The organism is Arthrobacter sp. PvP023, assembly GCF_017832975.1.
Taxonomy (GTDB): domain Bacteria; phylum Actinomycetota; class Actinomycetes; order Actinomycetales; family Micrococcaceae; genus Arthrobacter.
This window is the reverse complement of sequence record NZ_JAFIBI010000001.1, coordinates 1,587,091-1,611,921: the sequence shown is the minus strand read 5'-3', so window position 1 is coordinate 1,611,921 and position 24,831 is coordinate 1,587,091. Positions and strand designations below refer to the sequence as shown.

24 protein-coding genes and 1 tRNA gene are annotated in these 24,831 nt (G+C 66.6%); 10 read left to right on the top strand and 15 right to left on the bottom strand.

The annotated features are described in order from the left end of the window. Positions 1-33 precede the first annotated feature (33 nt). Genes JOE31_RS07395 through JOE31_RS07380 form a run of 4 tightly spaced genes read left to right on the top strand, consistent with a single transcriptional unit; the run spans position 34 to position 4,804 of the window. Positions 34-849, top strand: a complete 816-nt coding sequence (locus JOE31_RS07395; RefSeq protein ID WP_209742997.1) for a Tat pathway signal protein — start codon at positions 34-36, stop codon at positions 847-849. A gap of 2 nt (positions 850-851) precedes the next feature. Further along, a complete protein-coding gene (locus JOE31_RS07390; protein WP_209742995.1) occupies positions 852-2,072 on the top strand; it encodes a glutathionylspermidine synthase family protein in 1,221 nt (406 codons plus the stop codon). Then, the gene (locus tag JOE31_RS07385; protein ID WP_209742993.1) at positions 2,069-3,556 is read left to right on the top strand and encodes an APC family permease; all 1,488 of its coding nucleotides are present in this window, start codon (positions 2,069-2,071) and stop codon (positions 3,554-3,556) included. The genes JOE31_RS07390 and JOE31_RS07385 overlap by 4 nt, the downstream gene beginning before the upstream one ends. A gap of 48 nt (positions 3,557-3,604) precedes the next feature. Next, entirely contained in the window at positions 3,605-4,804 is a 1,200-nt protein-coding gene (locus tag JOE31_RS07380; RefSeq protein WP_209742990.1) for an acyl-CoA dehydrogenase family protein, read from the top strand. Positions 4,805-4,921: 117 nt separating this feature from the next. On the opposite strand, the gene JOE31_RS07375 is transcribed toward JOE31_RS07380, so the two are convergent. The 7 genes from JOE31_RS07375 to JOE31_RS07345 form a co-directional block, all read right to left on the bottom strand. Beyond that, positions 4,922-5,668 carry an SDR family oxidoreductase gene (locus JOE31_RS07375; RefSeq protein WP_209742988.1) on the bottom strand — a complete coding sequence of 249 codons (747 nt, stop codon included), beginning with the start codon at positions 5,666-5,668 and terminating at the stop codon, positions 4,922-4,924. After that, a complete protein-coding gene (locus JOE31_RS07370) occupies positions 5,665-7,044 on the bottom strand; it encodes a glycosyltransferase 87 family protein (RefSeq protein ID WP_245199050.1) in 1,380 nt (459 codons plus the stop codon). Before JOE31_RS07370 ends, JOE31_RS07375 begins: the two co-directional genes overlap by 4 nt. A 235-nt stretch (positions 7,045-7,279) precedes the next feature. Next, positions 7,280-8,668: an MFS transporter gene (locus tag JOE31_RS07365; RefSeq protein WP_209742984.1), complete on the bottom strand. Its 1,389-nt coding sequence runs from the start codon at positions 8,666-8,668 to the stop codon at positions 7,280-7,282. After that, positions 8,665-9,174 carry a helix-turn-helix domain-containing protein gene (locus JOE31_RS07360; protein ID WP_209742981.1) on the bottom strand — a complete coding sequence of 170 codons (510 nt, stop codon included), beginning with the start codon at positions 9,172-9,174 and terminating at the stop codon, positions 8,665-8,667. The genes JOE31_RS07365 and JOE31_RS07360 overlap by 4 nt, the downstream gene beginning before the upstream one ends. 33 nt (positions 9,175-9,207) lie before the next feature. Further along, entirely contained in the window at positions 9,208-10,512 is a 1,305-nt protein-coding gene (locus JOE31_RS07355; protein ID WP_209742979.1) for a glycosyltransferase 87 family protein, read from the bottom strand. A gap of 6 nt (positions 10,513-10,518) precedes the next feature. After that, complete coding sequence (locus JOE31_RS07350; protein WP_209742977.1) at positions 10,519-11,703, bottom strand: cystathionine gamma-synthase; 1,185 nt, start codon at positions 11,701-11,703, stop codon at positions 10,519-10,521. A 73-nt stretch (positions 11,704-11,776) separates the two neighbouring features. Continuing rightward, positions 11,777-13,162 (bottom strand): cystathionine beta-synthase, encoded by a 1,386-nt coding sequence (locus JOE31_RS07345; protein ID WP_209742975.1) that lies wholly within the window; start codon positions 13,160-13,162, stop codon positions 11,777-11,779. 114 nt (positions 13,163-13,276) lie between these two features. Here JOE31_RS07345 and JOE31_RS07340 point away from each other — a divergent pair, with 114 nt between their 5' ends. After that, positions 13,277-14,464 carry an SLC13 family permease gene (locus tag JOE31_RS07340; protein WP_209748219.1) on the top strand — a complete coding sequence of 396 codons (1,188 nt, stop codon included), beginning with the start codon at positions 13,277-13,279 and terminating at the stop codon, positions 14,462-14,464. 4 nt (positions 14,465-14,468) lie between these two features. Here JOE31_RS07340 and JOE31_RS07335 read toward each other — a convergent pair whose 3' ends face one another. Beyond that, the gene (locus JOE31_RS07335; protein ID WP_209742973.1) at positions 14,469-14,897 is read right to left on the bottom strand and encodes a VOC family protein; all 429 of its coding nucleotides are present in this window, start codon (positions 14,895-14,897) and stop codon (positions 14,469-14,471) included. 155 nt (positions 14,898-15,052) lie between these two features. Here JOE31_RS07335 and JOE31_RS07330 point away from each other — a divergent pair, with 155 nt between their 5' ends. Next, the gene (locus JOE31_RS07330; RefSeq protein WP_209742971.1) at positions 15,053-16,033 is read left to right on the top strand and encodes a DNA-3-methyladenine glycosylase; all 981 of its coding nucleotides are present in this window, start codon (positions 15,053-15,055) and stop codon (positions 16,031-16,033) included. A gap of 115 nt (positions 16,034-16,148) precedes the next feature. Here JOE31_RS07330 and JOE31_RS07325 read toward each other — a convergent pair whose 3' ends face one another. Further along, positions 16,149-17,825 carry an AMP-binding protein gene (locus JOE31_RS07325; RefSeq protein WP_209742970.1) on the bottom strand — a complete coding sequence of 559 codons (1,677 nt, stop codon included), beginning with the start codon at positions 17,823-17,825 and terminating at the stop codon, positions 16,149-16,151. A 102-nt stretch (positions 17,826-17,927) separates the two neighbouring features. Between JOE31_RS07325 and JOE31_RS07320 the strand changes: the two genes are divergently transcribed. Next, positions 17,928-18,206: a putative quinol monooxygenase gene (locus JOE31_RS07320; protein WP_028269669.1), complete on the top strand. Its 279-nt coding sequence runs from the start codon at positions 17,928-17,930 to the stop codon at positions 18,204-18,206. A 108-nt stretch (positions 18,207-18,314) separates the two neighbouring features. Here the strand turns inward: JOE31_RS07320 and trxA are convergent, their stop codons facing one another. Together trxA and JOE31_RS07310 are read right to left on the bottom strand one after the other, a co-directional pair. Further along, positions 18,315-18,728 (bottom strand): thioredoxin, encoded by a 414-nt coding sequence (gene trxA, locus JOE31_RS07315; protein ID WP_209742968.1) that lies wholly within the window; start codon positions 18,726-18,728, stop codon positions 18,315-18,317. An 81-nt stretch (positions 18,729-18,809) separates the two neighbouring features. Continuing rightward, positions 18,810-19,355 carry a thioesterase family protein gene (locus tag JOE31_RS07310; protein WP_209742966.1) on the bottom strand — a complete coding sequence of 182 codons (546 nt, stop codon included), beginning with the start codon at positions 19,353-19,355 and terminating at the stop codon, positions 18,810-18,812. A gap of 60 nt (positions 19,356-19,415) precedes the next feature. Between JOE31_RS07310 and JOE31_RS07305 the strand changes: the two genes are divergently transcribed. Then, entirely contained in the window at positions 19,416-20,150 is a 735-nt protein-coding gene (locus JOE31_RS07305; RefSeq protein ID WP_209742964.1) for a potassium channel family protein, read from the top strand. Between the two features lie 281 nt (positions 20,151-20,431). Beyond that, positions 20,432-21,202: a peptidoglycan-binding protein gene (locus tag JOE31_RS21905; protein WP_374100817.1), complete on the top strand. Its 771-nt coding sequence runs from the start codon at positions 20,432-20,434 to the stop codon at positions 21,200-21,202. A 59-nt stretch (positions 21,203-21,261) separates the two neighbouring features. Here the strand turns inward: JOE31_RS21905 and JOE31_RS07295 are convergent. Both JOE31_RS07295 and JOE31_RS07290 read right to left on the bottom strand, forming a co-directional pair. Next, positions 21,262-21,343, bottom strand: a tRNA-Tyr gene (locus tag JOE31_RS07295). A gap of 161 nt (positions 21,344-21,504) precedes the next feature. Then, the gene (locus JOE31_RS07290; RefSeq protein ID WP_011692903.1) at positions 21,505-21,759 is read right to left on the bottom strand and encodes a hypothetical protein; all 255 of its coding nucleotides are present in this window, start codon (positions 21,757-21,759) and stop codon (positions 21,505-21,507) included. 239 nt (positions 21,760-21,998) lie between these two features. On the opposite strand from JOE31_RS07290, the gene JOE31_RS07285 reads away from it, so the two are divergent. Next, entirely contained in the window at positions 21,999-22,490 is a 492-nt protein-coding gene (locus JOE31_RS07285) for a YajQ family cyclic di-GMP-binding protein (protein ID WP_209742962.1), read from the top strand. Between the two features lie 99 nt (positions 22,491-22,589). Here JOE31_RS07285 and htpX read toward each other — a convergent pair whose 3' ends face one another. Both htpX and JOE31_RS07275 read right to left on the bottom strand, forming a co-directional pair. Continuing rightward, the gene (gene htpX, locus JOE31_RS07280; RefSeq protein ID WP_209742960.1) at positions 22,590-23,459 is read right to left on the bottom strand and encodes a zinc metalloprotease HtpX; all 870 of its coding nucleotides are present in this window, start codon (positions 23,457-23,459) and stop codon (positions 22,590-22,592) included. Positions 23,460-23,510: 51 nt separating this feature from the next. After that, complete coding sequence (locus JOE31_RS07275; RefSeq protein ID WP_209742958.1) at positions 23,511-24,782, bottom strand: MFS transporter; 1,272 nt, start codon at positions 24,780-24,782, stop codon at positions 23,511-23,513. Positions 24,783-24,831: the final 49 nt, after the last annotated feature.

Below are 24,831 nucleotides of genomic sequence, written 5' to 3'. Positions count from 1 at the left end.
CACAGCTTAAGCATGGACAACCAAGGGGGACCCATGGAACCGCAGGACCCGAGCCAGGACCCTTCGAAGGATCCAACGAAGGATCCAGAGGACAACCGTTCCGGCCAACAGCGCCCGGATAGCGAGCCGGCAGGAGCCGGTGGTCCCGGGGCTTCCGAACCCGGGTGGATGACCGCGCCCGGGGACTTCACGCCGCAGCCCCATGATCCGGCGACGGGTCAGCTGCCGCCCTGGCAGGTTCCCAAACCGGAGCTCCGCCCGGAACTGCTCAACGATTCGGCAGCGGGCAGAGGAGCGCCCGAACCGGGGAACCCCGGCATGAAGCCCGGACGGCGGCAGAAGGGCCAGGCCGGAGGGACGGGTGCTACGCCGGGCGCGGGCCCGCTTCCGTCACCGGGGGCAGGACCGGGCCCGGTCATCGATCCCTTTGAGCGTGAACGCAAGCGGGAGGCAGCGGCACGGAAGAAGCGCTCGCAGCGCCGCACCGTCGTCGTCGGCCTCGGCGTCACTGCCCTGCTGGCAGGCACCATCACCGCCATCGTGGCCAGCAACGAGGCGGAGGCCGACTACGCCCAGGTCTGTTTCAACGACGAAACCGGCGAGCGCGTGGACGACGCCCAGTGCGACAACAGCAGCAGCGCCGGGCGGAGCTCCGGCATTTACGCCTGGTACTTCTACTCGCGCGGCGCCAGCGTTCCGGCGGTCGGGCAGAACCGTTCTCAGTACACCGGCTTCACCAAAACTGTGCCGCAGGGGGCGAAATCGTCCAAGGGCTACAGCACCAAGGGCGGCACGGTCAGCAGGGGCGGCTTCGGCAGCAGCTCCAAGGGCGGAAGCACGGGAGGCTAGGCGTGAAGAGACTGACTGCAACCCCCAGGCCCGACTGGAAGCGGAAGATCGAGGAACAGGGGCTGGTCTTTTCCACCACCACCATGCCTGACGGCAAGAAGATCGAGTACTGGAACGAGTCTGCGTACTACGAATTCACCATGGACGAGGTGGAAACCCTCGAGAAGACCGCCGAGGACATGCACCTGATGTGCCTTGAGGCAGCCAAATACCTGGCCACCGGGGCCATGGGCAACATCGGTATCGGTCCGCAGGCGCTGGAGCTGGCCGCGGAATCACTGCAGGCCGGGGACATGGACATCTACGGCCGCTTCGACTTCGTCTACGACGGCCACGGCGGCCCTGCCAAGATGCTCGAGTACAACGCGGACACGCCCACGGGGCTGATCGAGGCCTCCGTGGCGCAATGGTTCTGGCTGCAGGACGTATTCCCGGAGAAGGACCAGTGGAACGGCATCCATGAAGCCCTGATCCGGCAGTGGAAGAAACTCCAGTACCGCACCGGCATGAGCACCCTGCACATTGCGCACTCGGAAGCCGAGCAGTCCGGCGAGGACTGGATGACGGCGGCCTACATGCGGGACGTCGCCGGCCAGGGCGGCTGGACCACCATCGGCATCAACATGTCCGACATCGGCTGGGACCCCAACCTGAACCGCTTTGTGGACCTGGACAACTTCATGATCAGCACGATATTCAAGCTGTATCCGTGGGAACTGATGATTAAGGAACCCTTCGGCCAGCGGCTGCTGCAACGTGCCCACAATCCGCGCTGGGTGGAGCCGGCCTGGAAAATGCTCCTGTCCAACAAGGCACTCCTGGCCGCGTTGTGGCACCTGTACCCTGACCACCCCAACCTCCTCCCGGCTTACCTGAACGAACCCGGGCCGCTGAAGGAATGGGTAGCCAAGCCGCTGCACGGCCGCGAAGGGGACAACATCAAGATCCACGCTGCCGGCATCAACATGGAGCAGCCGGGCGGCTACGGGCGCGAGGGCTGGTGTTACCAGCAGTTCCACTCCCTGCCCGACTTCGACGGCAACCACCCGGTTCTGGGCCTCTGGGTGGTGGATGGCGAGTCCGTGGGCTGCGGCATCCGCGAATCGGACGGCCCCATCACCGATTACTTCTGCCGGTTCGTCCCCAACACGATCGACGCCCCGGCACCCCTTTCAGTCCAGGCCGCTTCGGCCTCCTCCAGCAAAGCAGGTATCGCACTATGAGCACAGGGACGACGACGACGGCGGAGGTCCCGTCCAAGGGGCTGCGCGCCGGCATCCTGGACCTGGGCGACTCGGTCATGCTGGGGCTGGCGTCCACCGCCCCCGTCTATTCACTCGCCGCCACGCTGGGCCTGATCGTGGCGGTCAATGGCAACTACACCCCGCTGATCCTCCTCTTGGGCTTTGTGCCGGTGCTCTTCATCGCCTACGCCTTCCGAGAACTGAACAGCGCCATGCCGGACTGCGGCACCACCTTCATCTGGGCCCGCCGGGCATTCGGCCCGTGGGCGGGCTGGCTGGGCGGCTGGGGCGTTGCCCTTGCGGGCATCGTGGTGCTAGCCAACCTGGCCCAGGTGGCCGGGCAATACCTGTGGCTGCTGGTCGGCGACGGTTCGCTGGCCGAAAACGACCTTCTGGTGACGGCCACCGGCGTCGTGTTCATTGTCTTCATGACCCTGGTGAACTACCGGGGCATCCGGCTCGGCGAGCACGTCCAGCGGGTGCTGACCTACGTGCAGTATGTTTCGCTGGGCATATTCGCGCTGGCCATCGTGTTCCGGATTGCGGGCGGAGCACCGGAGGGCCAGGCATTCGACTTCGAATGGTTCAACCCCGCCGGAGCCTTCGCCGATCCCGGCGCAGTGGTTCACGGTGCCCTGCTGGCCCTTTTCATCTATTGGGGCTGGGACACCTGCCTGGCCGTGAATGAGGAAACCGAGAACCCGTCCAGGACGCCCGGCCGCGGTGCCGTCATCTCCGCCTTCGTCCTGATGGCCATCTACGTTTCCGTGGCGCTCCTGGTGATGATGTATGCCACCGTGGGCACGGACGGCATCGGCCTCGGCAATGCGGAAAACCAGGATGACGTCTTCCTGGCCATGAAGGATGTTGTGCTTGGCCCATGGGGCTGGCTGATCGTGGTGGCCGTGCTGGCCTCGGTACTGTCCTCCACCCAGACCACCATCCTGCCCACCGCCCGCGGGACGCTGTCCATGGGCGTCCACGGCGCCCTGCCGGCCAAGTTCGGCGAAGTCCACCCGCGAAACCAGACTCCGGGGTTCTCCACCCAGGTGATGGGGGCCGCCGCCGTCGTGTACTACGTGGCCATGAGCTTCCTGAGCCAGAACCTGCTTTCCGACTCCATCAGCGCCATCAGCCTGTTCATTGCTTTCTACTATGCGCTGACCGGCTTCGCCTGCTTCTGGTTCTTCCGCGGTACCTTGCGCGTTTCCGCCCGCAATCTCTGGTTCCGGGGCATCCTGCCGCTGCTCGGCGCACTGATGCTGACTGCGGCGTTCTTCATCTCCGCCGTCCAGATGTGGGACCCGGCCTACGGCGATACGGAGATCTTCGGCGTGGGCGGCGCCTTCGTCAGCGGCGTGGTGCTGCTGGCGCTGGGCGTGGTACTGGCCGTGGTGTGCCGCTTCTCCCCCGCCACCCGGGACTACTTCGTGGCACGGCAGGCGGAGCCCAGCAAGCTATAGGAACATGGGGTACCGGCAGTCCGGACAAGCACGCCGTAGGATGCTCCAATGAGCAACGCCGCTGACCTCCCCGCTGTTTCCGACACCTCCGATGTCCTGGGCCTTGACGCCCTGCTGACGGCTGAGGAGCTGGCTCTCCGGGAGCGCATTCGCGATTTCACGGAGCAGCGGATCAAACCGGATATTGCCCGCTGGTACGACGACGCCGTGTTTCCGCTCGACCTTGCCCCCGAACTCGGCGAGCTGGGCGTGCTCGGCATGCACCTGGAGGGTTACCGGTGCCCCGGGCGCTCCGCCGTCGAGTACGGCCTGGCGGCCATGGAGCTGGAGGCCGGGGACTCCGGAATCCGCACCTTCGTCTCGGTGCAGGGTTCCCTGGCCATGACCGCCATCCACAAGTGGGGGTCCGAGGACCAGAAACAGGAGTGGCTCCCCCGGATGGCCGCCGGCGAGGTAATCGGTTGTTTCGCCCTGACCGAACCGACTGCCGGATCAGATCCGTCCTCCATGACCACGACGGCCCGCCGCGACGGATCCGGGGACGACGCCGGGTGGGTGCTCGACGGCGCCAAGCGCTGGATCGGGCTGGCTTCCGTGGCCGGGGTGATGGTGGTGTGGGCCATGACCGAAGACGGCGTCCGCGGCTTCCTGGTGCCCGCCGGAACTCCCGGGGTCACCGCGACGCCGATCAACCGGAAACTTTCGATGCGCGCCTCGATCCAGTGCGACGTGGCGTTCGACGGCGTGCGGCTGGGTCCGGAGGCCCTGCTGCCGGGTGCCCGAGGCCTGCGGGGCCCCTTCACCTGCCTCAACGAAGCGCGGTACGGGATTGCCTGGGGTGCCATGGGTGCTGCCCGTGATTCCTACGAGGCCGCCCTGAAGTACTCGCAGGACCGGCTCCAGTTCGGCCGGCCGCTGGCCGGGTACCAGCTGACCCAGGAGAAGCTGGTGAACATGCTCCTGGAGATCCAGAAGGGGACCATGCTGGCGCTCCACCTGGGCCGTCTGAAGGACGCCGGCACCCTGCGGCCGGAACAGATTTCACTCGGCAAGCTGAACAACGTACGCGAGGCGCTGGGTATTGCCCGGGAGGCCCGCTCCATCCTGGGCGGGAACGGGATCACCCTTGACTACTCGCCGTTGCGGCACGCCTCGAACCTCGAGTCGGTCCGCACCTATGAGGGGACCGACGAGGTCCACACCCTCATCCTGGGCCAGCACATCACCGGCATCGGCGCCTTCCGCTAATTCCCTGGCCCAACTGACTCGCAGTTAACGTCGTGAAACGCGCTTTTCACGACGTTAACTGCGAGCTACTTGGGCTGGAATTGCGAGTCAGTTGGGCGGGCGGGCGGATGGGTGAACCTAGGCCGAGAAGCCGCCGTCGGCCTTGATCAGCTGACCGGACACCCAGCGGCCTTCCGGCGAGAGCAGGAACGCCACGGTTCCGGCCACGTCCGCGGGGGTACCGAGTCTTCCGCCGGGTTGTTGCCGGGTGAGGTCCTCCCGCAGGGCCCTGTCCATCCAGCCCGTATCCACCGGCCCGGGGTTCAGCACGTTCGCGGTGATGCCGATCGGCCCCAGCTCCCGTGCCGCGGCAATGACGGTCCGGTCCAGCGCCCCCTTGGAAGCGCCGTACGGCAGGTTGAACGCCGTGTGGTCACTGGTCAGCGCCACGATGGCGCCGCCGTCGTCCGACGCCTGCCGGGCGAAGGCCGCGATCAACTGCCAGCTGGCCCGGGCATTGACGGCAAAGTGCCGGTCCCAGCTGGCCAGGGTGGTGTCCAGGATGCCGGAGTCCACGGACTCGGCGTGGCTCAGCACCAGCCCCTGCAACGTTCCGGCCTGCTCCGCCACGGCGGCCATGAGCCGATCCACGGCCAGCGGATCCTCCAAGTCCGCAGGCACGGCAACGACGCGGGCGCCGGTTGCTTCAAGTTCCGCCGTGAGGCGTTCAACATCCTCCGGCTGGACTCCCCAGGGCATCCGGGAATCGTAGTCCTGCCAGTACGTCAGCACCAGGTCCCAGCCGTCGGCAGCGAGGCGGCGGGCAATGCCGGCACCGATACCGGCAAGGCGGCCGACGCCGGTCACCAACACTGTCCTGCTCATGCGGGCACCTCGGCCAGGGACCCCCGCCGGAGCACCACGAGCCAGCACGCCAGGATGGCCACGGCGCAGAACACGCCGGCGCTGGAGGCCATCAGCCAGGGCTCCGGCGTTTGGAAGTCCAGGTTCTCCGCGCCCAGGGCCTCGCCGATGCTCTTGGGGGAAAAGAAGAACACGATGATCGAGGCCCCCAGCACTCCGCCCATCAGCCAGCGGGTGGCACGGTAACGGTGCGGCGTCTCACGCAGGGTCCAGGCAAAGGCCGGGAGGACTGCCGCCATCCAGACCCAGTGGTGGGACCACGAGACGGGGCTGATGAGCAGCATAGTGAGGGCTGTGGCCGAAATGGCAACCACCCGTGAGCCCTGGTCGTTTGCGGCCTTGATCACCATGGCGCCCATGCCTGTCACCAGCAGGCCCAGCAGCAGCCAGGGAACCGTGACGCCGGCTTCGGGAACACCGAAATGCAGCAGGGCACCTTTGAGTGAGAGGTTGTCCACGTAGCCTGCGCCGCCGATCCTGGACGTGTCCGGGAGGATCTCCAGCCAGAACCGGAACGATTCCGCCGGGCGGACCAGCCAGCCCAGCAGCACAGTGAAGGCGAACCCCCCGGCCATGTTGAACAGGCCGCGCCAGTCCTTGCGCACCAGGAAGTACAGGCCGAAGACCAGTGGCGTCAGTTTGATGCCGGCCATCCCCACCAGGAAGCCCCGGCCCGGAAAACCGCGGACCCACCGCTGGTTCCTGGCCAGCAGGTCGGCCGCCATGATCCCCATCAGCAGGATGTTGATTTGGCCGAACGCCAGGGTCTCACGCCACGGGCCCAGGTTCAGGACGGCAAGCAGCAGGATCACGGCGCCCCATTTGTTGCGTGTTGCCTGGAATCCGGAAGCTCCGAAGGTGGAGCGCCAGTCCTGTTTCGCGCTCCAGTAGCGCACGCCGCGCACGGCAACCCACACGGCAACTGCCGCCCCGGCGGCATTGAAAAGCATCAGCGCGGATTTCTCCGGCAGCCTGGCCAGCAGGCTGAATAGCAGCGCGGCGAAGGGCGGGTACGTGAACGGCAGCTCCGGCCCTCCGGCCCAGCCCACGGTCAGGCTGTACAGGTCCGACGGCGACTGGCCGGCCTCGTTGAGGATCTTGCCGCCGTGCCAGTACACGCTGAAATCGAGACCGTGCCCGGCCCAGGCGTCAAGGCGTTGGGCGACGAACCAGGCTGCGGCCAGGACGGCCAGGAGCGTCACCAGCTCACCGGCGACGCCCAGCGCCGGCCGGCTGCGGTACCAGGATCCGGCGGCCCCGGCGAGTGGCCCGGGTTCCGCCCCCGCGCGTAGGCGAGGTCCGGCGTCGAGCTCTTTTTCGGCGTCGAGCAGTGCCATCCCGTGTCCCCAAACGTTGTTCCTGCAGAGCGGCGCCACTGAAGGCGCGGTGCGCGCGTATCGCGAAGTTGTGCCGGCTGACTCGCGCCGGATCCGGCGCATCGTCCTCACATCCTACTGAAACAGCGGCCCTGTCCCCTGCTGCGCGGTCCCGGCGTGGCACCACAACCCGGCGGAACCAGCCTCCGGGCTTTATGCGCTCCCGGCTGCCGGCCCGGCCGCCTGGGCGGCTCGCTCAGCCCTCGGCGGCCCTTGCCTCCACGAGGACAGGTTCCCGTGCCGCGGCGTCCTTGCGGATGGTGGCGCTGATGACGGCGGCAATGGTGCACATGGCGGCTGCGCCGAACCAGGCGTACGTGTACTGGCCGGTGGCGTCACGGATGGCGCCGGCGGCCAGGGCGGCGGCGGCCGCGCCGAGCTGGTGGGCGGCGAAGACCCAGCCGAACACCACGCTGCCGTCAGCGCCGAACACCTGGCGGCAGATGGCAGCGGTGGGAGGGACGGTGGCCACCCAATCCAGCCCGTAAATCACCACGAACACGATCATGCTGGGCTGGACCGTGGCGCTTAGCAGGAGCGGCAGCACCAGCAGTCCGATGCCGCGGAACTGGTAGTACACCGCCAGCAGGATCCGCGGGTTGAAACGGTCGGTCAGCCAGCCGGATGCGATGGTGCCCACGATGTCGAAGATTCCGACGACGGCGAGCAGGCCTGCAGCGGTGGTTTCGGCCATGCCGTGGTCGTGCGCGGAAGGGATGAAGTGGGTGCCGATAAGCCCGTTGGTGGTGGCCCCGCAGATGGCGAAGCCGGCCACCAGCGCCCAGAACGTCCGGACCTTGCTGGCGCGCCTGAGCACCTTCAGCGCCCGGACGGCGGCGTTCCCCCCGGGCGCGGCGTTCCCGTCGGGAGCTGTGCCGTTGCCGCCGGGAACGGCGGCGCCGCCGGACGCTGGTGAAGGGGCCGGTTCCGCGGCGGCGTCGGAGCCGTAGGGCAGCACTCCGGCGTCGGCGGGAGAGTTCTTTAGGAATTTAAGCACCAGCGGCACCACGGCCAGGGCACCGGCGGCGATGAGCAGGGAGGCCTGCCGCCAGCCGGGATCCTGCGCCAGCATGGCGATGAAGGGCAGGAAGACCAGCTGCCCGGCGGCACTCCCCGCCGTCAAAATACCGATCACCAGGCCGCGGCTCTTGGCGAACCAGGTGTTGGCGATGGTGGCGGCGAAGACCAGTGCCATGGAACCCGTACCCAGTCCGATCAGCAACCCCCAGGTCAGGAGGATCTGCCAGGACTGGTTCACCAGCACGGTCAGGGCACTGCCGGCGCCGATCAGGACCAGCGCCACCGAGGTCACGGCGCGGATGCCGAACCGTTCCATGAGCGCCGCAGCAAAGGGGGCGGTGAGGCCAAAGAGCACCAGGTTGATGCTGACCGCCGCGGACAGCACGGTGGTGGACCAGCCGAATTCGTTCTGCAGCGGCACCATCAGGACCCCGGGGGCCGCCCGGAAGCCGGCTGCGCCCACCAGGGCAAGGAATGCGACCGCGGCCACGATCCACGCGGGATGCAGCCGGCGGCGTGGTTTCGTGTGGGGAGCGGAGGGCAGGGTGGTCTTGGGGGCGCTCATGCTGCGGTTCCGTTCCGTAGGGCTGCCGTGGCCAGCGGAACCGGATCCGGGGTGCGGGTGAGGCTGTGCCAGCTGGTGTTGTCCGCGCTAAGACGCTCACCGCAGGCCGTGCAGGTGTCCGCGGAGGACGTCCGCTGCCCGCAGGTGGAGTGGATGACAAACATGTGCGCCGTTTCGGACGGCGCCGGGAGGTGCTTTTCAGCCCAGATCACGACGGCATTGAGAACCGGCAGCGCGTCCTCGCCCTTCCCGGTGAGGACGTACTCCTGCCGGGTGCGGCCGCCGTCGTCGTACGGTTTCCGCTCGAGCAGCCCGTCGTCCACGAGGCCGGCCAGGCGTTTGGTGAGCACGGAGTCGGCCACCATCAGCCGCTTCTTCATGGCATCGAAGCGGCCGTTGCCGAAGAAGACTTCGCGGAGCACCAGCATGCTCCAGGGATCGCCAAGGATATCCAGGCCGCGCGCCATGGCGCACGAGCGTTGGGACCAGTCAGAGCGGAGTGCCATGCAGGCTACCGTAGCTGACTTTCTTCAAGAAAGCTAGGTTGTGCGGATACCCGTTTTATCCGCTGGAGATGAGCGAAGCGAGGCCCTCGAGGGACGGTACGCGAGGGCCCAGTACGCCAGCATCGCGATGCCACACACCACACCCAGGCTTGACACCGTGAGCTGCCACTGCGTCTGCGGGTCCTTGCCCCATTCGGCTGCTCCGGCCCAGACCGCCAGGTTCTTGGGCGTCATGTAGAAGGCGATGGTGGAGAAAACAACGATGACCCAGCCGGCAGTCCGCATCCTGCCGTTGCGCGACGGCACGCGGTGCATCGCAAATGCCATGCTGGGCAGCGCAACAGCCACCCAGACCCAGTGGTGTGACCAGGAAACCGGGCTGATCAGCAGCATGAGCACGGCGGTGGCGGACACGGCGATGAAGTTCTCGTCAACGTCCACCGCCCACTTGATGACCACCGCAGCGAGAACTACCAGCGCCAGCGAAAGGACCAGCCACGCCAGGTTGGTCACGGACGAATCCGGCATGCCGACGTGCAGCAGCAGCCCCTTCAGGGAAAGGTTGTCCACGTAAGCCGGTCCGCCGATCCGTCCGGTGTCAGGCAGGATCTTGGTCCAGAAAGCCAAGGACGCCTGCGGCAGGATTGCCCAGGACAGCGCAATGGAACCGAAGAAGCCGGCAGCCATCCAGCCGAGCGCCTTGAAGTCGCGGCGCACCAGGAAGTACAGGCCGAACGCGAGCGGGGTGAGCTTCACTCCGGCGGCCAGTCCGATCAGCAGGCCGGCAGGCCACCGGATTTCACCCGCACGCGACTTCCCGTACAGGGCGAAGTCCGCGAGGATCAGGCCCATCAGGATGATGTTGATCTGGCCGAATACGAACGTGTCCCGCCATGGCCCCAGGAGCAGGATCGCGCCGGTTCCCACCAAGGCAGTGGTCCTGAAGCGGTAGTCCGCGAAGGCTGCGCGCCACGACTTCATGCCGAAGTAGTGCCGGGCCAGCCAGCCTGCCACCACCGCTGCACCGGCCAGGGCAGCAACGATGAAGACCATGCTGCTTGCGTCAAAGCTCATCGTCGCCAACAAGGCAAAGAGCAGGGCAGCAAACGGCGGGTACGTGAACGGAAGGCCGTCACGCGGTGCGTAGAGCTCGTTGGCGCCGCCTTCACCTGATGCCAGGACGCGGCCGCCGCCGTAGTAGTAGACCTCGAAGTCGTTCAGGAACGGTTTGTAGTCCGTGTACAGGAACCACACTGCTACGGCAAGAATTACGGCACCGGCCGCGGTCGCGAGCCAGCCGCGGGTGGCGGGCGAAATAGCCCGAAGCGAGATGGTCACCGGCTGCTAGCTGCCCGCACCAATGAAGGTGAAAGCGTGCTCCAGGTCCGCAATCAGGTCCTCGACGTCCTCGATGCCGCAGGAGAGCCGGATCAGATTGACCGGCACTGCCAGTTCCGTCCCCTTGACCGAAGCGTGCGTCATTTCCGACGGGTAGTTCATCAGGGATTCAATGCCGCCGAGGGACTCGGCCAGGGTGAACACCGACGTGTTTTCCGCAACGGTACGGGCCGCGGCTTCGCCGCCCTTGAACTGCACGGAAATCATGCCGCCGAACTTCTTCATCTGCTTCTTCGCGAGTTCGTGGCCGGGGTGCGACGGGAGGCCCGGGTACAGCACCGCCTCCACTTCCGGGCGCTGCAGCAGCCACTCGGCCACGGCCTGGGCGTTGTCGCTGTGCCGGTCCATCCGGACGCCGAGGGTCTTGAGCCCGCGGGTGGTGAGGAAGGCGTCCATCGGCCCGGAAACGGCGCCGACGGCGAACTGGACGAAGCCGATCTTCTCGGCGAGTTCCGCGTCGTTGACCACGATCGCTCCGCCGACGACGTCGGAATGGCCGCCGATGTACTTGGTGGTGGAATGCACCACGATGTCGGCACCAAGGGCCAGCGGGGTCTGCAAATAGGGCGACGCGAAGGTGTTGTCCACCACCAGGAGGGCGCCGGCGTCGTGGGCCAGCGCGGCGAGCGCTTCGATGTCGGTGATCTTCATCATCGGGTTGGAAGGGGTTTCCACCCATACGAGGCGGGTGGTGCCGCCGTCCGTCCCGCCCGCGGCGATGGCCTTTGCCACGGCATCAAGGTCCGCCATGTCCACGGGGGTGTTGCCGATGCCCCATTCACCCAGCACACGGCTGATCAGGCGGTAGGTTCCCCCGTAGGCGTCGTTGCCCAGCACGATGTGGTCCCCGGGGCGGGTGAGCGCCCGGATGAGGGAGTCCTCCGCGGCCAGGCCCGAGCTGAAGGAGTAGGCGTGCGAGCCGCCTTCGAGGGCGGCAAGCTGTTCCTGCAGCGCGTCGCGGGTGGGGTTGCCGCCGCGGCCGTATTCATAGCCGTCACGGAGCCCGCCGATCCCGTCCTGGGCATAGGTGGAGCTGAAGTGCAGCGGGGGCACCACGGCACCGGTGCGCGGCTCGAAGGCTTGGCCGGCGTGCACGGCGCGGGTGTTGAAGCCTTGGTTTTCTCTGGACATGACGTTCCTTTCGGCTGGAGTCCGGTGATCGAGCCTGTCGAAATCCTGGTCCGGCACAGGCTCAACCACCGGGTCAGTTGCTGAGGTAGGCGAGAAGGTCGTGGCGGGTCAGGATGCCCACCGGGGCGCCAACGAACGTGACCATCACGGTGTCGACGTCGGAGAGCAGTTCGCGGGCGGCGGAGATGGTTTCCAGCGATCCGATCACGGGCAGGCGCTCCCCCATGTGTTCGGCGATCTTGTCCGTCAGCTTCGCCTCGCCGCGGAACAGCTTGGAGGTGAGGCTCCGCTCGTCCACGGCGCCCAGCACCTCGCCCATGACCACCGGCGGCTCCTGGGACAGGACCGGGATGTGGGAGACGCCGAACTCGTTCATGATGTTGATGACATCGCGCACCGTTTCGTTCGGGTGGATGTGCACCAGCTCGGGGAGCTCACCGGTCTTCGACTTGAGCACCTCACCGACGGAGGACTCTTCGCCGCCGGACAGGAAGCCGTAGGACCGCATCCACTGGTCGTTGAAGATCTTCGCCAGGTAGCCGCGGCCGGAATCGGGCAGGATCACCACCACCACGGCGTCCTCGGGCAGGTCCTTGGCGACCTGCAGGGCGGCCACCACGGCCATGCCGGAGGATCCGCCCACCAGCAGGCCCTCCTCGCGGGCCAGCCTGCGGGTCATTTCGAAGGACTCGGCATCGCTGACGGCAATCACCTGGTCCGGAACGGACTTGTCGTAGTTGGCCGGCCACATGTCCTCACCGACGCCTTCGACGAAGTACGGCCGTCCGGTGCCGCCCGAGTACACGGAGCCTTCGGGGTCGGCGCCGATGATCCGGACGCGTCCGCCGTCGGCTTCGGAACGGTTGGCGGAAACCTCCTTGAGGTACCGGCCCGTGCCGGTGATGGTGCCGCCGGTGCCGGCCCCGATCACGCAGTGGGTGATCCGGCCGTCGGTGTCGCGCCAGATTTCCGGGCCGGTGGTTTCGTAGTGGCTCCCGGGGGCGGCAGGGTTGGAGAACTGGTCCGGTTTATAGGCGCCGGGGATCTCGGTGACGAGGCGGTCGGACACGCCGTAGTAGCTCTGCGGGCTGTCAGGTGCGACGGCGGTAGGCGTCACCACCACTTCGGCGCCGTATGCCTGCAGGACGGCACGCTTGTCCTCGCCCACCTTGTCCGGCACCACGAAAACGCAGCGGTAGCCCTTCTGCTGTGCCACCAGTGCCAGGCCAACGCCGGTGTTCCCCGAGGTGGGTTCAACGATGGTCCCGCCGGGCAGCAGCTTGCCGTCCCGCTCCGCCTCCTCGATCATCTTCGCCGCGATCCGGTCCTTGATGGACCCCCCGGGGTTCAGGTATTCCACCTTCGCCAGGACGGTGGCTTTGATGCCATCGGTGACGTGGTTGAGCTTGACGAGAGGCGTGTTGCCGATGAGGTCCAGGACGGACTGGGCGTACTTCATAGGTACAAAGTTACCGTCTCTGACCTGTTCCCCTTGCCTCGGCGGAAGAGCATGCCGGCAGGCGTCCGAGCGTCGCTCGCGCACGCACACGGCAGCGGATGGGACGATGGGGCGGTGGAGCGGTTCGCGTGGCTGACGAAGATACGGAGCTACCTCCTGCCGGGGGCCGTACTGGCGGCAGGCATGGGCGCCCTGGCGGTTGGTGCGCTCCCGGGGCGCGCTTTCGAGGAACTGGCAGCCCGCACCATCCCGATCCTGTCCTTCGTGCTGGCCATGTCACTGGTCACCGAGCTCCTGGACGAGGCGGGGCTGTTCCGCGTGGTGACGGACCGCCTGGCTGCCCTGGGCCGGGGCCGGGTGTTCTCCTTGTGGCTCCTGGTCATCGCGGTGGCCACTGTCTCCACGGTGTTCCTATCCCTGGACACAACGGCGGTGCTGGTGACTCCTGTGGTGGTGCTCCTGGCCGTCCATGCCCGGATTCCGCCCCTGCCGTTCGCCCTGACCAGCATCTGGCTCGCCAACACGGCCTCCCTGTTGCTTCCGGTGTCCAACCTGACGAACCTTTTGGCGCAGGACAGGCTCGGGCTCAGCCCGCTCGGCTTTGCGGCTTTGGTCTGGGCGCCCGCCCTGGTGGGATTGCTGGTCCCGCTGGCCCTGTTGTGGCTGGCGTTCAGGCGGGAGCTGCGCGGAACCTACGGTCCGCAGCCTGTCCACCGAGTGAGGGACCGCAGCCTGCTGATATTTGCAGCCGGCACGCTGCTGGTGCTGCTGCCTGCGTTGGTGTCCGGAGTTCCGGTGCAATACCCCGCGATGGTAGCCGCGGCTTTCCTGCTGGCGGTCTTCCTGCGGCGCCGCCCGGCCGCGCTGCGATGGTCCATGGTTCCGTGGCGTCCGCTGATGCTGACGGTGGGCCTGTTCATGATCGTGGAGGCCCTGCACGCCAACGGCCTGACCTCGCTCCTGGCCGGAGTGTCCGGATCAGGCGACAGCCTGCCCGCCCTCCTGCAGTTGGCGGGGCTGGGCGCGGGCGCCGCAAACGCTGCCAACAACCTCCCCGCCTACCTGGCCCTGGAACCTGTGGCCGGCTCGCCCGCCCGGCTGGCCGCCCTTCTTATCGGCGTGAACCTTGGCCCGCTGGTGAGTCCGTGGGCGTCGCTGGCCACGTTGCTCTGGCACGAGCGGCTGCGGGCGCTGAACGTCCGGATCAGGTGGGGCGGATTCGCCCTGGCGGGCCTGGGGGCTGCAACGCTGACGGTTCCCCTGGCAGTCGTGGCGCTGTGGGCGGCTTCAGGCATGCAGTGAGGCGTCACGCGCCGATGTCGTTGGCAGCGGCGTCAGGGCTGACGGCGGGGCCCGGTTCGGCGTTTTGCCACAAGCCCACGATGTTCCCCTCGCTGTCCTTGAAATAGGCGTTCCACCCCATGCCCGGAACCTCCATTTTGCCCCGGAAGACTGAACCACCCACGGCGGCAATCTTCGCCAGGGTGGCGTCAATGTCCTCCACGTCAACGGTGACCACCGGCGCCGCCATCTCCCCCTCCCGGCGGAACATGCCCCCGTTGATGGAACCGGCCGCGGACGGCATGCCGGTGTCATCGACAGGCGTCGTCATGATCAGCGTGTAGCTCATATCCGGCAGCGGATTCATCTCCCAGCCAAACGCCGAACTGTAAAAATCCCGTGCGCGGTCTTCGTTGTCGGCGGGGATCTCGAAGTGCACTACTCCTCCGGCCATTGTCTTCACCTGGCATTCCACACTCTGGCCGCAATCGGCCCGGCGCGGGCGGTCCACGCCACACCTGGAGTCTAGGCCCGGGGGTCGGTGACGGGCAGGGCCGTTCGGCCTTGCCGGTTTCCGGACCTGTCAGCCCCGCGTGGGACGATGGGTAAATGACCATCGCAGACGTCCCCGCCGGCCTGGCCGCCGCGGCGGATGCCTCCCTGCGGTGGCATGCCGGCGGCCCGTTCAACCTCCTGCAGACGCTCGGCACACTCATGCGCGGCAATGGCGATCCGGCGTTTGCTGCCGCACCGGACGGGCTCTGGATGGCATTCACCACGCCGTGCGGGCCGGCCACCCTGCGCCTCGCCGTGGCCGGGGACCCCCGCGAACCGGCGGTGGACATCCAGGCCTGGGGACCTGGTTCGGAGGAGGCCGTGGCCGGCGCGCCGCGGCTGCTGGGCAGCGGGGACGACTGGTCCGCGTTCGACCACCCGGAGTTCCACTCCACGCTCCCCCGGATGGTGGTGGAAGCCCGACGCCGGAACCTGGCGCTGCGGCTCCCGGCCACCGGCCGGATGGTGGACTCCCTGGTGCCCACCATTCTTGAGCAGAAGGTCACCGTCATCGAAGCCCGGCGCGGCTACCGCTACCTGATGTACCGTTACGGGGCGCCGGCTCCGGCTGCCGGTTCGGCCGCTCCGGCCGGCCTGCGGCTGCAGCCCACACCGGAGCAGTGGCTGCGCATCCCGTCGTGGGAGTGGCACAAGGCCGGCGTGGGTCCCCAGCGTTCGGCCACGGTCATGCGGGCGCTGCGTTCCGCCGTCGCCCTTGAACGCCTTGCGGCGCTGCCGGCAACAGAGGCGGCCGCCGGGATGCAGACCATTCCGGGCATCGGGGTCTGGACCACGGCGGAGGTGGTGCAGAGGACGCACGGCTGCCCTGACTCCATCGCGGTGGGCGACTACCACCTCGCGGCCTACGTCGGCGCAGCGCTGACCGGCCGGAGGACGGACGACGCCGGGATGCTGCGGCTGCTGGCGCCGTGGCAGGGTCACCGGCAGCGGGTGGTGCGGATGATCGGCCTCAGCGGTTTCCGGAAACCCACGTTCGGCCCCCGCATGACCATCCAGGACCACCGACGGCACTAGGCGGCAAGTGTGAATGGAGGCCTGGGAACCCTCGCGAGCGGATGGGTTTCCCCATCCCGGCGGGCACGTTAAGGTGCCTTATCGCCGGCCCGGGCGGCCACCGCACGCGCGAAGGCTACAACCCCAGCCGGGCCACGGCCTCCTGCCGCATCTCCACTTTCCGGATCTTCCCTGACACCGTCATCGGGAAGCTGTCCCGGACCTCCACGTAGCGCGGGATCTTGTAATGCGCCAGCTTGCCGCGGCAGAACTCGGCGACACCGGCCGCGTCCAGCGGATCCGCGCCGGGTTTGACGATGATGCAGGCCATGAGCTCCTCGCCGTACTTGGCGTCCGGCACCCCGATCACCTGCACGTCCTGGATGGACGGGTGGGTGTAGAGGAACTCCTCGATCTCGCGCGGGTAGATGTTCTCGCCGCCGCGGATCACCATGTCCTTGATGCGGCCTTCGATCACCACGTAGCCGTCCGCGTCCATCCGGGCCAGATCCCCGGTGTGCATCCAGCCGTCCGGGTCGATCGCCTCCGCAGTCTTGTCCGGCTGGTTCCAATATCCCTTCATCACGGCATACCCGCGGGTGCACAGCTCGCCGATGTCCCCTCGCTCCAGCACCTCGCCTGTCACCGGGTCCACCACCTGGCTCTCCAGCTGCGGCATGGTGCGGCCCACGGTTTCAGTGCGCTGCTGCATGGAGTCGTCGGCACGGGTCATGGTGGATACCGGGGAGGTTTCCGTCATGCCGTAGCAGATGGCCACATCCTTCATGTTCATGTCGGAGATGACCCGGTTCATCACCTCGATGGGGCACAGGGATCCGGCCATCACACCGGTGCGCAGCGTGGACAGGTCATAGGAGGCGAAGTCCGGCAGCGCGAGCTCGGCAATGAACATGGTGGGTACGCCGTACAGCGATGTCCCGCCGAAGTCCTGGACCGCTTCGAGCGCCGCCGCCGGGGTGAAGGAGCGTCCCGGAATGATGGTCGCGGCGCCGTGGCTGAGGGCATTCAGGTTCCCGATCACCATCCCGAAGCAGTGGTAGAACGGCACCGGAATCACCACGCGGTCATGCTCCGTGTAGCCCAGCAGCTCGCCGATGGAATAGCCGTTGTTCAGGATGTTGCGGTGCGTCAGGGTGGCACCCTTCGGGAACCCGGTGGTGCCCGACGTGTACTGCAGGTTGATGGGGTCCTGCGGGTCCAGTCCCGCCAGGCGGGCCTTCAGGACGGAATGCCCGACGTCGTCAGCCCGCTTGAGCAGCTCGGCGTACGTCATTTCCGCAGCAGTTTCAGGTTCACCGGCCTGCAGCTGCGGCTGGCCGCCATCGGGCAGGAAGACCAGCTCCTTCAGCTCCGGGCATTCGGCGAGGGCCTGCCTGGCCATCGCCGTGTAGTCGCTGCTGCGGTCCGACGGCGCCGCCACCAGCATCCGCATGCCGTTCTGCCTGACCACGAACTCCAGTTCATGGCTCCGGTAGGACGGGTTCACGTTGACCAGGATCGCCCCGATTTTGGCCGTGGCGTACTGCAGGATGGTCCACTCGGCGCAGTTGGGGCTCCAGATGCCGATCCGGTCCCCCGCGGCGACGCCGCGGGCGATCAGCGCCCGGGCCAGCCTGTCGACGTCGTCGTTCAGCTTGGTGTAGCTCCAGCGGCGGGCGTCCGCCCCGGGTACCGGAGCCGCCTCGATCAGGGCGTCGTGGAACGGGAACCTGGCCACCATCCGCTCGAAATTCTGGCCGATGGTCTCGTCAAGCAGCGGGACGTCAGTGTCCCCGGCTGTATAAGCGCGCATGCTGGCACGCTACCAACAGAGCCCCGACAATAGAAGCCTAAAACTAGGAAGTCCTACAAAATATTCGGGGAGGCAAGCGGCCCGGCCGGTATTGTAAAACGCATGAGTGCACCCATTGACCTGAAGGCAACGTTCATCCCCAACGACGGCGAATTCTTCCGCGTGAAGCTCGCCCTCGAAATCGCGATCGACGAGGTGGTCAACGAACCCGGCTGCATCCGGTACGAACTGACGGAGGCCACCGAGGAAAAGCTGGTGCTGACGGAGCAGTGGGCTTCCGAAGAGGACCTGGCCAAGCATTCCAAGGGCACCGCCGTCCAGGACCTCAATGAATCCCTGAGCGCCCTGCTGGCCGAACCTGTCCAGCTCGAACGCCTGTAACGCCTTTTCCGTCCAACAACGCGGGGCCACTCCGCCCGAACGAACCAGGGTTCGTGGGCGGAAGTGGCCCCGCGTTGGAGTTTAAGGCGATGAGCGACCGGCGGACCCTTAGGCCTCCGGGATCTGCGTGCCGTCCTGCTTGCCTGCCGCCGCGGCCGCCTCGGCCTGGGACCGGGCAACATGCGCGTGGACTTCTTCCATGTCCAGTGCCTTGACGGCGTCAACCACCTGCTCCAGCTGCTGGGCATTGAGCGCGCCGGGCTGCGAGAACACCAGCACCTTCTCGCGGAAGGCCATCAGCGTGGGGATGGACGTGATGCCTGCTTCGGCGGCCAGCTGCTGCTCGGCTTCGGTGTCCACCTTGGTGAAGACGACGTCCGGGTGCTTCTCTGAAACTGCGGAATACGTGGGTCCAAACTGCTTGCAGGGACCACACCATTCGGCCCAGAAATCAACGAGGACGATGTCGTTGTTCTCGACGGTTGATGCGAACTGTTCACCTGTAATGTCTACGGTAGCCATGGGTCAACGGTACGCGAGCCGTCCGGCGATGTCCCGCGCGTTTCGCTCTTGGCACACCTTTTGCCGTCCGGCATCCGCGGCCTAATGCCAGAGGTGCGGCGCCGGCCGGCGGGCCCCGGGCAGCGCGTTGGTCTCGCGCCACTCGTGGATCCACTCCGGCAGTTCGAGCCCGGCCGGCGGCTCGCCGAACTCCCGGAAGATCTCCTCCTGGCTCACCGGCTTGCCCTTGCTGACCAGCCGCGTTGCGATGTGGGCGCGGGCATAGATTTCACCGTCCGCCACCATGCGCTGCTCGAAATAGATGGCCTTGGTGTCGAGTCCGATGATCCGGGATTCGATGGTGTATTGCTGCCACAGCTGCAGGGACTTCCGGAAGGCGATGGTCTCCCCTGCGGCCACCGGCGACCACCCCTGCTGGCGCATCTTCTTCCAGGTTCCGCTCCGCGCCATGAGATCAAACCGGCCCAGGTCCATGAGCGAGAAGTACATCCCGTTGTTGACATGCATGGCGATGTCGATGTCGGTCGGCAGTACGCGCAACGGGAGGGAGGACGTGTCCCAGATACTCAGGGGCGGGCGGCGCGAGGACGTGAACAGGAGCAGGAGCGTTCGCAAAAGCAGGTGCATGCCATCATGTTACCCGCGAGTAACAAGAGCGCCAAGAGTTGTCCCCTTTAGGATTTCCCCATGACGCAGCAACGCTACAGGGACATCGCCGAGTGGCCATTGATGGGAACAGCACTGATTTTCCTGGCAGCTTACGCCTGGCAGGTGATCGGTCACATCGAAGGGCGGCAGGCCGAGTTCCTCGAAAACGTCATGTGGATCACCTGGGCTGTCTTCGTTGCCGACTACGCGGCGAACCTGTGGCTCGCGGACAACAGGAAGCGCTGGTTCATTCGCAACCTGCACGAGCTGCTGATTGTGGCGCTGCCGTTTTTCCGGCCGCTCAGGCTGCTCCGGCTGGTCACCCTGCTGTCCGTGTTGCACCGGACCGTGGGCGAGACGCTTCGCGGCCGCGTGGTCACCTATGTGGCCGGCTCGGCCGTCCTGCTGGTGTTTGTGGGCGCACTGGCTGTCCTGGACGTCGAACAAAATGCGCCCGACGCCAAAATCGTCACCTTCGGCGACGCCGCGTGGTGGGCCATCACCACCATCACCACCGTGGGCTACGGGGACCTCTTTCCCGTCACACCCATCGGCCGCATGGTTGCCGCTGCCCTGATGATGAGCGGCATCGCCGTGCTGGGTGTCGTCACGGCGTCCATCGCATCATGGCTGGTGCAAAGGGTCGAAGAGAACACGGAAGCGGCCGTGGAGTCGGCTGAAGTTCCGGTCCGCGCGGAGGTCCGGGAACTCCTGGCGGAGGTGGCCGCCCTGCGGCAGGAATTGGCGGCGCTGCGCCGCGAACGCGAGCCATAGGCGAGTCCGGGCACGCTGCCACTGAGTACTTACGGGGAGCCGGGGCCTACGGGCACATAATCGCGACAAGGAATCGAGTACCGAATACTGGTGCCGACAATCCGCCCGGCCACTAGAATGATTCCGCTGGGGCGACACGCTACTGAACGTGTCTCTATCGACATACCGAGGGTCATGTCCCGTACGTTGAGCCACAGTCCGCTCTGTGCTTCCGTGATCCACCTGGCCTGCTAGGAACGCGCCGTCGTCTTTCGGCAGCGCAGGGATAGTCAAGAGCCCAGATGCGCCCCAGCCCTCCTTCTGTTCACCACATCGGCAGGTCAAAAGCGGTCGTTGCCGTGATCTCAATTTTGGCCTTGGGGACCATGTCCGTTCCGGCCGTGGAGCATTCCGCGTCGGAGGCCGTGTCCCACGCCGGTCCTATGCACGTGGCACCCGCACAATGGCAAGGTCAACCTCCGCCTGGCACCAAACCGGACCCGCTCATCATTCTGCGGAATGGGCGCGCCCAGCACTCGCAGGCGGGCAACTCGCCAGAGTCCGGAGTCGGCGAAACACCAGCACCTCCTGCCCTTCAACCAGCGACAGCGACCCCAATCACCGCCACTTCGACTGCCCCAGCGCCCGTCTCTGTACCCGAAGCTCCTGCCGCTCCGGCACCGGCGCCCGCCCCTGCTGCAGCACCAGCACCTGCTGCGGCTCCCGCTCCGGCGCCTGCTCCGGCAGTCCGTACGATCTACGTAGCGGGTGCGGGCGGACAGTCCATGGTGGACGCCTGCATCGGCCCCATCCACTTCACGCCCACCGATGCCTACGCACTTTTCATCACAGAGCATGACTTCTGCGGCGGATGGGCCCGGTTCTCGGGCATCGGCGTCGGCGAGACCGTCAGCATTCCCGGCTACGGGACCTACACGGTGGTCGGACGGGGGCAGGTGCCAAACCCCGGCACCACCAACAATGTCTCGGCGATCTTCGGCGGCTTCCCGCGGGTCATCCTGCAGACCTGCATCCCGGGGACCAGCCAGATGCTGGTGATTGGCCTCAACTGACGTTCCCGGACAACGAAAAAGTCTCCGGAACCTGATGGTTCCGGAGACTTTTCCTTGGGTGGCAGATGAGGGATTCGAACCCCCGTAGGCGTTGCCAGCTGATTTACAGTCAGCCCCCTTTGGCCGCTCGGGTAATCTGCCGAACTTCAAAAGAAGATCACTCGCGGCTTCCTTGGCCAGAACCACTGTTTCCAGTCCGTTCCGCTTCCAGCAACCGCGGGCAAGACAACTTTACAGAACTTCTGCCGAAGAATCGAATCGAGCCGCCGAGACCTCCGAATACCCCGGAAATCCGCCAAAAATCAGGCTTCGCCAAGAATGCGTCCGGCCAGTTTCGCTTCGAACTTCGCCGCCTGCTCCTCGGTGATCTGGTTCAACTGCACCGCCCGCATCAAATCTGAGTGCACACCGTCCAGTCGGGAGGAAGCCTCGGCCACTGGGCTAAGGATGATCGAGGCAGCGACCGCGGCGGCTGCTACGGAAGTGGCCGCAGCAGCGAGGGAGGTGGCTGCAGCGGCAGTGGAGCGGGTGACGTAGCGGACGGCCTTCTGGTGCATGTGCTTTCCTTCCGGGGCAACTCTTCCAACACTCCAACTCTGGGGGTCGAGACTTCGTTCCCGCCGTGCGTCCGCTTTGAGGAGACTGTGAATGGCCCGGAACGCCTCCGCTGCGACCGTTTCCGCCTCGAACCCGGCCCGGGGCCCTGAGCCTTCACTTCGCCGCCATCCGTACTAGGCTGGAATGCAGACACCACTGCCCCTGAAGGGGCACCCATGCGATCAGCAGGAGGACAGTTATGGCAGGCGAATCCACATTCGACGTCGTCAGCAAGGTAGACAAGCAGGAAGTTGCCAATGCGCTGAACCAGGCGCAGAAGGAACTGGCCCAGCGCTACGACTTCAAGGGCGTTGGCGCCGAAGTCGATTTCAGCGGTGAAAATATCCTGATGAAGGCCAACTCGGAAGAGCGGGTTCTGGCCGTCCTGGACGTACTGCAGTCCAAGCTCATCCGCCGCGGAATCTCGCTGAAGTCGCTGGACACTGGCGAGCCCTACGCATCCGGCAAGGAATTCCGGCTGGAGGCGACCATCAAGGAGGGCATCGCCCAGGACCTCGCGAAGAAGATCAACAAGCTGATCCGCGACGAGGCGCCCAAGTCCGTCAAGTCCCAGATCCAGGGTGATGAACTTCGTGTGACGTCCAAGTCCCGCGACGATCTGCAGGCCACCATGGCTCTCCTGAAGGACTTTGACGAAGCCGACCTGCAGTTCGTCAACTTCCGCAGCTGACTCTTTCCGGCGATGCGCAAAATTCCCGGCGCCTGGGGAATTCCGGCCGCGCAGGGTTTTTTGCGCGTCGCTTCAACCTGAGGCGAACGACGCCGGCGCTCAGCTGACCGGGCCGCCCGCCATCAGTTCCAGCCGGGTGATGCGGTCCTGCATCGGCGGGTGCGTTGCGAACATCCGGGTCACACCGCCGGCCCGGAACGGGTTGGCGATCATCAGGTGCGAAGTGTTCACCAGCTTCTGGTCCGGCGGGAGCGGCACCATCTGCACGCCCTGATGGATCTTGCGCAGGGCTGAGGCGAGCGCCAGCGGATCGCCGGTGAGTGCGGAACCGTCCTCGTCGGCGTCGTACTCCCTGGTCCGCGAAATGGCCGACTGGATCACCACCGCCGCGAGCGGAGCGAGAAGCGCCATCGCCATCACCGCGAGCGGGTTTGAGTTGCGGCGATCCCCTCCGCCGAAGATCAGCAGCATCTGGCCCACCGAGGTGATTACGCCCGCTACTGCGGCGGCCACGGACGAGGTCAGGATGTCCCTGTTGTACACGTGCATGAGCTCGTGGCCCAGCACCCCGCGAAGCTCCCTGACGCTCAGGAGCCGCAGGATGCCTTCCGTGCAGCAGACGGCGGCGTTCTGCGGGTTCCTGCCGGTGGCAAAAGCATTAGGCGCCGGGGTGGGCGAGATATAGATCCGCGGCATGGGCTGGTTCGCTTTGGCGGAGAGCTCCTGGACGATCTGGTAGAGCTGGGGCGCCTGCTCCTCGGTAACGGGATAGGCCTGCATGGAGCGGAGCGCGAGTTTGTCGCTGTTCCAGTACCCGTAGGCTGTGGTGCCCACGCCCACCAGTGCCATGATCCAGATGGGGGTGGTGCTCCGCATGCTGGTGCCGATCACGGCACCCAGCCCCAGCAGCACCGCCCAAAGAACCCCGAACAGAGCCGCGGTCTTCAATCCGTTGTGGTGATTATGCACTGTGCCTCCTCACGACGTTACAACCCTCAAGTGACGGCCGGGGCGCCGCCGCTACGGAACGGGATTCCGCGCGTCGTACTTCAGGAAACCCGACTGCAAGTGCGCCACCGTCCACGCCACGGCGATGCACAACAGCCCGCCCAGCAACAACACCCAACCTTCACTCAAAAGTTTAGTGCCGCCGCCGGCCAGCATGTCCCCGATCCGCGGGCCGCCCGCAACCACCACCACAAACACTCCTTGGAGCCGCCCGCGCAGGTGGTCCGGCGTCGCCGCCTGGAGGATGGTGGTGCGGAAGACGGCGCTCACGGAGTCCGCGATGCCAGCAAGGGCACAGCAGAGCGCCGCGGGCAGCAGCCACCACGTCACACCGCCGGCGCCGGAACGCCCGGCCAGCACCACCACCAGTCCGAAGCCGGCGATGGACGCTCCCCAGCCCATGACGGACCACACCACCGCGCTCCCCTGCCGCCGGATGCCGCCCAGCGGGCCGGAGAAGAGCCCGGCCAGGAACGCGCCCACGGCTGTCGACGCCAGCAGCACGCCCACGGTGGCCTCGCCGCCGCCGATCATCACCGCGCCGATCGCCGGCATCAGGGCCCGCGGCTGCGCGAAGATCATGGCCACGAGGTCGATCACGAACGTCATGCGGAGATTCGGCCGCGTACCCAGGAAGCGGAAACCCTCCACCACGGAGCGCAGCCCGGCCCGGTGTGAGGCTTTCCCCGGCGGCATCGGCGGGAGCCTCAGCAGGGCCCAGAACGCAAATGCGAAGCTCGCCACGTCCAGCGTGTAGGTCCAGCCGAAGCCCACCCAGGCCACCAGCACGCCGGCCAGCAACGGACCGGCCGTCATGCCCAGGCCGAACGTGATCATGCTCAGCGCGTTGGCCGCCGGCAGGAGTTCCTTGCGGACCAGTGCCGGGATAATGGCACTGCGGGCGGGCTGGTTGATGGCCTGTGCGCCGCTCTGCACGGCCACCAGGACGTAGAGCAGCCACACGTTGCCCAGCCCGAGCCAGGCCTGCGCCGCCAGCCCGGCCGTGGTAAGCCACAGCACAGTGGTCGCCAGCAGGGCAACCTTGCGGCGGTCGTGCGCATCGGCGATGGAGCCGCCCAGCAGGCCTCCGAGCACCAGGGGCACCAGCGCGAAGATACTCAACAGGCCCACGTAGAGGCTGTCCTGCGTCAGCCGGTACACCTCGAGGCTGACCGCCACCAGGGTCAGCTGGCTGCCAAGGTTGGAGACGGCGGATCCGAGCCAGAGCCGACGGAAATCCGGGCTCTCGCGCAACGGAGTGATGTCAGCCAGAAATCTTCCCACCGGGCAACTCTAGCGGCGGGGACCGAGGGATCCGGGCCATTCTGAGCCC

Excerpts from the sequence above, each read along its gene's own strand:
- JOE31_RS07395 (WP_209742997.1), top strand. The coding sequence starts at position 34 with ATGGAACCGCAGGACCCGAGCCAGGACCCTTCGAAGGATCCAACGAAG.
- JOE31_RS07385 (WP_209742993.1), top strand. The coding sequence starts at position 2,069 with ATGAGCACAGGGACGACGACGACGGCGGAGGTCCCGTCCAAGGGGCTG.
- JOE31_RS07380 (WP_209742990.1), top strand. The coding sequence starts at position 3,605 with ATGAGCAACGCCGCTGACCTCCCCGCTGTTTCCGACACCTCCGATGTC.
- JOE31_RS07375 (WP_209742988.1), bottom strand. The coding sequence starts at position 5,668 with ATGAGCAGGACAGTGTTGGTGACCGGCGTCGGCCGCCTTGCCGGTATC.
- JOE31_RS07370 (WP_245199050.1), bottom strand. The coding sequence starts at position 7,044 with ATGGCACTGCTCGACGCCGAAAAAGAGCTCGACGCCGGACCTCGCCTA.
- JOE31_RS07365 (WP_209742984.1), bottom strand. The coding sequence starts at position 8,668 with ATGAGCGCCCCCAAGACCACCCTGCCCTCCGCTCCCCACACGAAACCA.
- JOE31_RS07360 (WP_209742981.1), bottom strand. The coding sequence starts at position 9,174 with ATGGCACTCCGCTCTGACTGGTCCCAACGCTCGTGCGCCATGGCGCGC.
- JOE31_RS07350 (WP_209742977.1), bottom strand. The coding sequence starts at position 11,703 with ATGTCCAGAGAAAACCAAGGCTTCAACACCCGCGCCGTGCACGCCGGC.
- JOE31_RS07345 (WP_209742975.1), bottom strand. The coding sequence starts at position 13,162 with ATGAAGTACGCCCAGTCCGTCCTGGACCTCATCGGCAACACGCCTCTC.
- JOE31_RS07335 (WP_209742973.1), bottom strand. The coding sequence starts at position 14,897 with ATGGCCGGAGGAGTAGTGCACTTCGAGATCCCCGCCGACAACGAAGAC.
- JOE31_RS07330 (WP_209742971.1), top strand. The coding sequence starts at position 15,053 with ATGACCATCGCAGACGTCCCCGCCGGCCTGGCCGCCGCGGCGGATGCC.
- JOE31_RS07325 (WP_209742970.1), bottom strand. The coding sequence starts at position 17,825 with ATGCGCGCTTATACAGCCGGGGACACTGACGTCCCGCTGCTTGACGAG.
- JOE31_RS07320 (WP_028269669.1), top strand. The coding sequence starts at position 17,928 with ATGAGTGCACCCATTGACCTGAAGGCAACGTTCATCCCCAACGACGGC.
- trxA (WP_209742968.1), bottom strand. The coding sequence starts at position 18,728 with ATGGCTACCGTAGACATTACAGGTGAACAGTTCGCATCAACCGTCGAG.
- JOE31_RS07310 (WP_209742966.1), bottom strand. The coding sequence starts at position 19,355 with ATGCACCTGCTTTTGCGAACGCTCCTGCTCCTGTTCACGTCCTCGCGC.
- JOE31_RS07305 (WP_209742964.1), top strand. The coding sequence starts at position 19,416 with ATGACGCAGCAACGCTACAGGGACATCGCCGAGTGGCCATTGATGGGA.
- JOE31_RS21905 (WP_374100817.1), top strand. The coding sequence starts at position 20,432 with ATGCGCCCCAGCCCTCCTTCTGTTCACCACATCGGCAGGTCAAAAGCG.
- JOE31_RS07290 (WP_011692903.1), bottom strand. The coding sequence starts at position 21,759 with ATGCACCAGAAGGCCGTCCGCTACGTCACCCGCTCCACTGCCGCTGCA.
- JOE31_RS07285 (WP_209742962.1), top strand. The coding sequence starts at position 21,999 with ATGGCAGGCGAATCCACATTCGACGTCGTCAGCAAGGTAGACAAGCAG.